The organism is Bacteroidota bacterium, assembly GCA_034723125.1.
Taxonomy (GTDB): Bacteria; Bacteroidota; Bacteroidia; order CAILMK01; family JAAYUY01; genus JAYEOP01.
Window position 1 is genome coordinate 1 of sequence record JAYEOP010000573.1, and the last position, 1,584, is coordinate 1,584.

1 protein-coding gene is annotated in these 1,584 nt (G+C 30.9%); it reads left to right on the forward strand.

What is annotated here, in order from left to right; genetic code table 11:
* The first annotated feature begins 323 nt into the window (after nt 1–323).
* Nucleotides 324–1,241 (forward strand): ribonuclease Z, encoded by a 918-nt coding sequence (locus tag U9R42_14515; protein MEA3497237.1) that lies wholly within the window; start codon nt 324–326, stop codon nt 1,239–1,241.
* The last annotated feature ends 343 nt before the right edge of the window (nt 1,242–1,584 follow it).

Below are 1,584 nucleotides of genomic sequence, written 5' to 3' on the forward strand. Positions count from 1 at the left end.
ATTTAGCCAAGCTGTCATTGGGTTTTGTAACTTAATGACAATCAAATGACTACTTTATTACATTAGATTCAAGCGACAGGATACAGATAATATTCTAACAGTCAAAAACATACGAGTTTTCTTATAGCCACTATTTATAGAACCTCCCTTAGCAAAATTGGATTTTACAAAAAATTCGGTTTTATGTCAAATACTGTGGCTTTAATATTTTTTTTGCCCACACAAATCAACATAGAACAAAAAAATTCTCAATAATTCAAATTATTTTTTATTCAGTTTAAATTATTATTTTTAAATTTACAATTTTATTAATGTTATTAAAAGTGAATTTTGAAATACATATACTTTCAAGTGCTACGGGAAGTCTCTCAACAAGACTTAATCAATCTGCTCAATATTTGAAAATTCATAACAGCAATATTCTTGTTGATTGTGGTGAAGTAACGCAATTTCAAATTGCAAAATTCGGATTGAGTTTTCAAAAAATTGAACATATTTTTATTAGCCATCTTCATGCAGACCATTATGTCGGGCTTATTGGACTTATCAATACTATGAATTTAAATCATAGGGAAAAAGAATTAAATATTTATTGCCCTGAAGATTTAAAGGAAATAATTGATGTTCAATTGAAAAAATCAGGGACAATATTGAGGTATAAAATAATTTATCATTTTACTTCAGATAGTAATTCTTTCACTCTTTTGAATCATAAAAGTTTTATTGTCAGGTCAATTCCTTTAAAGCACAGAATTCAAACAACAGGATTTGTTTTTAAAGAAAAATTGCAAGATAGAAAAATAGACAAAGAAAAAATAAAAGGAAAGGAAATACCGATTGAAGCATTTAATATTTTGAAAAAGGGTAGAGATTATTTTGATAAAAATGGCAATGTTTTTACTTCTGAATATTTTACATATCCACCACCACAGCCAAGAGTTTATGCTTACATTACTGATACTTTGTACCACGAAAAAATAATTCCTGAAATTAGTGGTGCAGATATTTTATACCACGAATCAACTTTTGACAAATCAATGCAAGAACGTGCAACGGAAAGATTTCATTCAACAACTATTGATGCGGCAACAATTGCAAAAAAAGCAAAAGTAAAAAAGCTGATACTCGGGCATATTTCTACAAGATTTAAAAATCCTGAAAATTTTGTTAAAGAAGCACAAGAAATTTTTCCCAATACCGAAATAGCAGAGGAAGGGAAAAGATTTACGATTGGTGATTGAGAAGTGAAGATTGAGAAGTGAAGAATTGTTTAGATTCTCCTCCGTAGCTTTAGCGAAGGAGGATTTGTTTATATTTTCACGCAAAGACGCAAAGAAGAATTGTTTAGATTCTCCTCCGTAGCTTTAGCGAAGGAGGATTTGTTTATCTCTTTATGGATGTCCAGACTGGCTAACTTTGAATCGCAAGATTTTTCCGACTGAAGACTGCCGACTGTGGACTGAGGACTGTTCTTGACTGCCCAATAGTCTATCTTCTGAAGTTTCTGAAAAAGTAGTGAACTTGCTTTTTTTAACCACTCCTCCTCGCAAGGGTGCATGTTCTCTTATACTTTTGTGATTTTCC